The following is a 5,585-nucleotide window of genomic DNA, read 5'->3' as shown; positions in this document are numbered from 1 at the left end:
CCAAAGCAAAAACCCCCGAGCCTTGCGGTCTCGGGGGTCTGCATAAGGTGTCTGGCGATGACCTACTTTCACACGGGAACCCGCACTATCATCGGCGCTAAGTCGTTTCACGGTCCTGTTCGGGATGGGAAGGCGTGGGGCCAACTCGCTATGGTCGCCAGACGTAACTCTGAAGTCACGACTGTATTTCGTCATAACTCACAATTCGATAGAAGAAGCAATGCAGGCCGCGCTCGCGCCACCCACTCAAATCTGTCTTAACTCTTGGATTCGATTCATCGATCGGTGCTCACACACCCATCACACACCCAAACCATCGTGGCTCAGGTTATAGGATCAAGCCTCACGGGCAATTAGTATCGGTTAGCTTAACGCATTACTGCGCTTCCACACCCGACCTATCAACGTCCTGGTCTCGAACGACCCTTCAGGAGGATTAAATCCCCAGGGAAGTCTCATCTTGAGGCAAGTTTCCCGCTTAGATGCTTTCAGCGGTTATCTCTTCCGCACTTAGCTACCCGGCGATGCCACTGGCGTGACAACCGGTACACCAGAGGTGCGTCCACTCCGGTCCTCTCGTACTAGGAGCAGCCCCCCTCAAACTTCCAACGCCCACTGCAGATAGGGACCAAACTGTCTCACGACGTTTTGAACCCAGCTCACGTACCACTTTAAATGGCGAACAGCCATACCCTTGGGACCGGCTACAGCCCCAGGATGTGATGAGCCGACATCGAGGTGCCAAACTCCGCCGTCGATGTGAACTCTTGGGCGGAATCAGCCTGTTATCCCCGGAGTACCTTTTATCCGTTGAGCGATGGCCCTTCCATACAGAACCACCGGATCACTATGTCCTGCTTTCGCACCTGCTCGACTTGTCGGTCTCGCAGTCAAGCCACCTTGTGCCATTACACTATCAGTACGATGTCCGACCGTACCTAGGTGACCTTCGAGCTCCTCCGTTACACTTTGGGAGGAGACCGCCCCAGTCAAACTGCCTACCATGCACGGTCCCCGATCCAGTTGATGGACCTAGGTTAGAACCTCAAACGCACCAGGGTGGTATTTCAAGGACGGCTCCACGCAGACTAGCGTCCACGCTTCAAAGCCTCCCACCTATCCTACACAAGTCCGTTCAAAGTCCAATGCAAAGCTACAGTAAAGGTTCACGGGGTCTTTCCGTCTAGCAGCGGGGAGATTGCATCTTCACAAACACTTCAACTTCGCTGAGTCTCAGGAGGAGACAGTGTGGCCATCGTTACGCCATTCGTGCGGGTCGGAACTTACCCGACAAGGAATTTCGCTACCTTAGGACCGTTATAGTTACGGCCGCCGTTTACCGGGGCTTCGATCAAGAGCTTGCACCCCATCACTTAACCTTCCGGCACCGGGCAGGCGTCACACCCTATACGTCGACTTTCGTCTTGGCAGAGTGCTGTGTTTTTGATAAACAGTCGCAGCCACCTTTTCACTGCAACCGCGTCACGCTCCACGAGCTAGTCGCTTCACGCTACTGCGGCACACCTTCTCCCGAAGTTACGGTGTCAATTTGCCGAGTTCCTTCTCCTGAGTTCTCTCAAGCACCTTAGAATTCTCATCCTGCCCACCAGTGTCGGTTTGCGGTACGGTCAATTCTGAGCTGAAGCTTAGTGGCTTTTCCTGGAAGCATGGGATCAATCACTTCAGGCCCAATGGGCCCTCGTTATCACGCCTCAGTGTTAACAGGGATCCGGATTTGCCTAAATCCCCCACCTACACGCTTGAACCGGGACATCCAACACCCGGCTGACCTACCCTTCTCCGTCCCCACATCGCACTCAGAATCGGTACAGGAATATTAACCTGTTTCCCATCGACTACGCTTTTCAGCCTCGCCTTAGGGGCCGACTCACCCTACGCCGATTAACGTTGCGTAGGAAACCTTGGGCTTTCGGTGAACGAGCTTTTCACTCGTTTTAACGCTACTCATGTCAGCATTCGCACTTCCGATACCTCCAGCATGGTTCACACCACACCTTCACAGGCCTACGGAACGCTCCCCTACCATATGTGTAAACACATATCCGCGTCTTCGGTTATCAATTTGAGCCCCGTTACATCTTCCGCGCAGGACGACTCGACCAGTGAGCTATTACGCTTTCTTTAAATGATGGCTGCTTCTAAGCCAACATCCTGGCTGTCTGTGCCTTCCCACCTCGTTTTCCACTTAATTGATCATTTGGGACCTTAGACGGCGGTCTGGGTTGTTTCCCTCTTGACACCGGACGTTAGCACCCGATGTCTGTCTCCCAAGCTCGCACTTTGCGGTATTCAGAGTTTGCAATGGTTTGGTAAGTCGCGATGACCCCCTAGCCATAACAGTGCTTTACCCCCGCAAGTGATACTTGAGGCACTACCTAAATAGTTTTCGGGGAGAACCAGCTATTTCCGAGTTTGTTTAGCCTTTCACCCCTATCCACAGCTCATCCCCTAGTTTTGCAACACTAGTGGGTTCGGACCTCCAGTGCGTGTTACCGCACCTTCATCCTGGCCATGGATAGATCACTCGGTTTCGGGTCTACGCCCAGCAACTGTTCGCCCTATTCGGACTCGGTTTCCCTACGCCTCCCCTATTCGGTTAAGCTCGCTACTGAACGTAAGTCGCTGACCCATTATACAAAAGGTACGCAGTCACCCCACGAGGAGGCTCCCACTGTTTGTATGCATCCGGTTTCAGGTTCTATTTCACTCCCCTCCCGGGGTTCTTTTCGCCTTTCCCTCACGGTACTGGTTCACTATCGGTCGATCACGAGTATTTAGCCTTGGAGGATGGTCCCCCCATCTTCGGACAGGATTTCTCGTGTCCCGCCTTACTTGTCGTACGCTTAGTACCACGATGGTCTTTTCATATACGGGGCTATCACCCGCTATGGCCGGCCTTTCCATACCGTTCTATTAAGACTACCGCTATCACGTACAGGCTCTTCCCATTTCGCTCGCCACTACTTTGGGAATCTCGGTTGATTTCTTTTCCTCGGGGTACTTAGATGTTTCAGTTCTCCCGGTTCGCTTCGCACACCCTATGTATTCAGGTGCGGATACCTCAATAGAGGTGGGTTTCCCCATTCGGACATCTGCGGATCAAAGCTCGTTTGCCAGCTCCCCGCAGCTTTTCGTAGGCTGCCACGTCCTTCATCGCCTGTGATCGCCAAGGCATCCACCAGATGCACTTATTCGCTTGATCCTATAACCTCAAACACGATGTGTTTCAGGCTATAAGCATGTTTGCGACGCTGTTTTCCTGTTACAGAATCCAGTCTCGATACAATCAAACCCAATTTAAAACTAAATTTGAGTCTTGCTTCTTCTATCTTGTTAAAGATCAGATACAGAGTGTTTTACTCGTCCAACTGAAGCAGTCAGAATGAAATCCGCTCGACCTGTCGATCGAACGCATTTGATTCTGAGTCCTTCCAGCTTGCTCGCCGCGAGGCGTGTGGAGGCAGACGGGATCGAACCGACGACCCCCTGCTTGCAAAGCAGGTGCTCTCCCAACTGAGCTATGCCCCCATCGGATAAAACTGGCTTCCCATCCAAATACCAATGGTGGGTCAGATAGGAATCGAACCTATGACCCCCGCCTTATCAAGACGGTGCTCTAACCGACTGAGCTACTGACCCAGTTCCTTCTCCCGGCTCATCCACCCAGTCACCGTAAATCACCCAATTAGATAATCTACGCCGTCTGAGCTACTGACCCAGTTCCTTCCCCGGTTCACTTACTCAGTTGCCGTAATCAAATAATTACGCCACCCAAGTCCATGACCCAGTTCTCCGTATCCTTAACCTACAGCCGATGAGTGTGAATGCTTGACCTAAGACTATCTCTGAAAGGAGGTGATCCAGCCGCAGGTTCCCCTACGGCTACCTTGTTACGACTTCACCCCAGTCATGAATCCTACCGTGGTAACCGGCCTCCCGAGGGTTAGCCTAGCTACTTCTGGTAGAACCCACTCCCATGGTGTGACGGGCGGTGTGTACAAGGCCCGGGAACGTATTCACCGCGACATGCTGATCCGCGATTACTAGCGATTCCGACTTCATGCACTCGAGTTGCAGAGTGCAATCCGGACTACGATCGGTTTTATGGGATTGGCTCCACCTCGCGGCTTCGCGGCCCTCTGTACCGACCATTGTATGACGTGTGAAGCCCTAGCCATAAGGGCCATGAGGACTTGACGTCATCCCCACCTTCCTCCGGTTTGTCACCGGCAGTCCCACTAAAGTGCTCAACTGAATGGTAGCAACTAGTGGCAAGGGTTGCGCTCGTTGCGGGACTTAACCCAACATCTCACGACACGAGCTGACGACAGCCATGCAGCACCTGTGTTACGGCTCCCGAAGGCACCCCTCTATCTCTAAAGGGTTCCGTACATGTCAAGGCTAGGTAAGGTTTTTCGCGTTGCATCGAATTAATCCACATCATCCACCGCTTGTGCGGGCCCCCGTCAATTCCTTTGAGTTTTAACCTTGCGGCCGTACTCCCCAGGCGGTCTACTTCCCGCGTTAGCTGCGTTACTAAGGTTCGAAAACCCCAACAACTAGTAGACATCGTTTAGGGCGTGGACTACCAGGGTATCTAATCCTGTTTGCTCCCCACGCTTTCGTGCATGAGTGTCAGTGTCAGCCCAGGGGGTTGCCTTCGCCATCGGTGTTCCTCCACATCTCTACGCATTTCACTGCTACACGTGGAATTCCACCCCCCTCTGCCGCACTCTAGCGAGCCAGTCACCAATGCAGTTCCCAGGTTGAGCCCGGGGATTTCACATCGGTCTTAACAAGCCACCTGCGCACGCTTTACGCCCAGTAATTCCGATTAACGCTTGGACCCTACGTATTACCGCGGCTGCTGGCACGTAGTTAGCCGGTCCTTATTCTTCAGGTACTCTCATCCCCAGGCGCTATTCACACCAAGGATTTGCTCCCTGACAAAAGGGCTTTACAACCCGAAGGCCTTCTTCACCCACGCGGCATTGCTGGATCAGGCTTGCGCCCATTGTCCAAGATTCCCCACTGCTGCCTCCCGTAGGAGTCTGGGCCGTGTCTCAGTCCCAGTGTGGCGGGTCGTCCTCTCAGACCCGCTACGGATCGTCGCCTTGGTGGGCTCTTACCCCACCAACTAGCTAATCCGACATCGGCCGCTCTGATAGCGTGAGGCCTTACGGTCCCCCACTTTCACCCTCAGGTCGTATGCGGTATTAATCCGGCTTTCGCCGGGCTATCCCCCACTATCAGGCACGTTCCGATGCATTACTCACCCGTTCGCCACTCGTCGCCAGGCCGAAGCCCGCGTTACCGTTCGACTTGCATGTGTAAAGCATGCCGCCAGCGTTCAATCTGAGCCAGGATCAAACTCTTTCGTTCAATCTCTGTGCTATTTCGTACTTTGGCTCGTACTTTCTCAAAGAAACCATCTCTGGTTCTTTTTCAATCGCATGAGCACTTGTCGTCGAAGACCAAGCACTCACACGCATCGGCTGTAATTTGTTAAAGATCGGTTGCTTCGGACACTGCGCTTTTGAAACCTGCTAAACTCTTCGTTTCGC

General features: G+C 53.2%; 2 tRNA genes and 3 rRNA genes. All 5 read right to left on the bottom strand.

The features are described 5' to 3' along the window. Positions 1–49: 49 nt before the first annotated feature. A 5S ribosomal RNA gene (gene rrf, locus FAZ21_RS19760) occupies positions 50–162 on the bottom strand. Between the two features lie 170 nt (positions 163–332). Further along, positions 333–3,223: ribosomal RNA gene (locus tag FAZ21_RS19755) — 23S ribosomal RNA — on the bottom strand. A gap of 253 nt (positions 3,224–3,476) precedes the next feature. Beyond that, positions 3,477–3,549 (bottom strand) — tRNA-Ala (locus tag FAZ21_RS19750). Positions 3,550–3,583: 34 nt separating this feature from the next. Then, a tRNA-Ile gene (locus FAZ21_RS19745) sits at positions 3,584–3,660 on the bottom strand. A 209-nt stretch (positions 3,661–3,869) separates the two neighbouring features. Next, positions 3,870–5,403, bottom strand: a 16S ribosomal RNA gene (locus FAZ21_RS19740). Together the 16S, 23S and 5S rRNA genes with 2 tRNA genes alongside form the textbook arrangement of a ribosomal RNA operon. Between the last annotated feature and the right edge of the window lie 182 nt (positions 5,404–5,585).

It is taken from the genome of Chitiniphilus eburneus, assembly GCF_005048205.1.
Lineage (GTDB): Bacteria > Pseudomonadota > Gammaproteobacteria > Burkholderiales > Chitinibacteraceae > Chitiniphilus > Chitiniphilus eburneus.
Note: the sequence above shows the minus strand (reverse complement) of the source record. Positions and strands in the feature narration are given on the sequence as shown.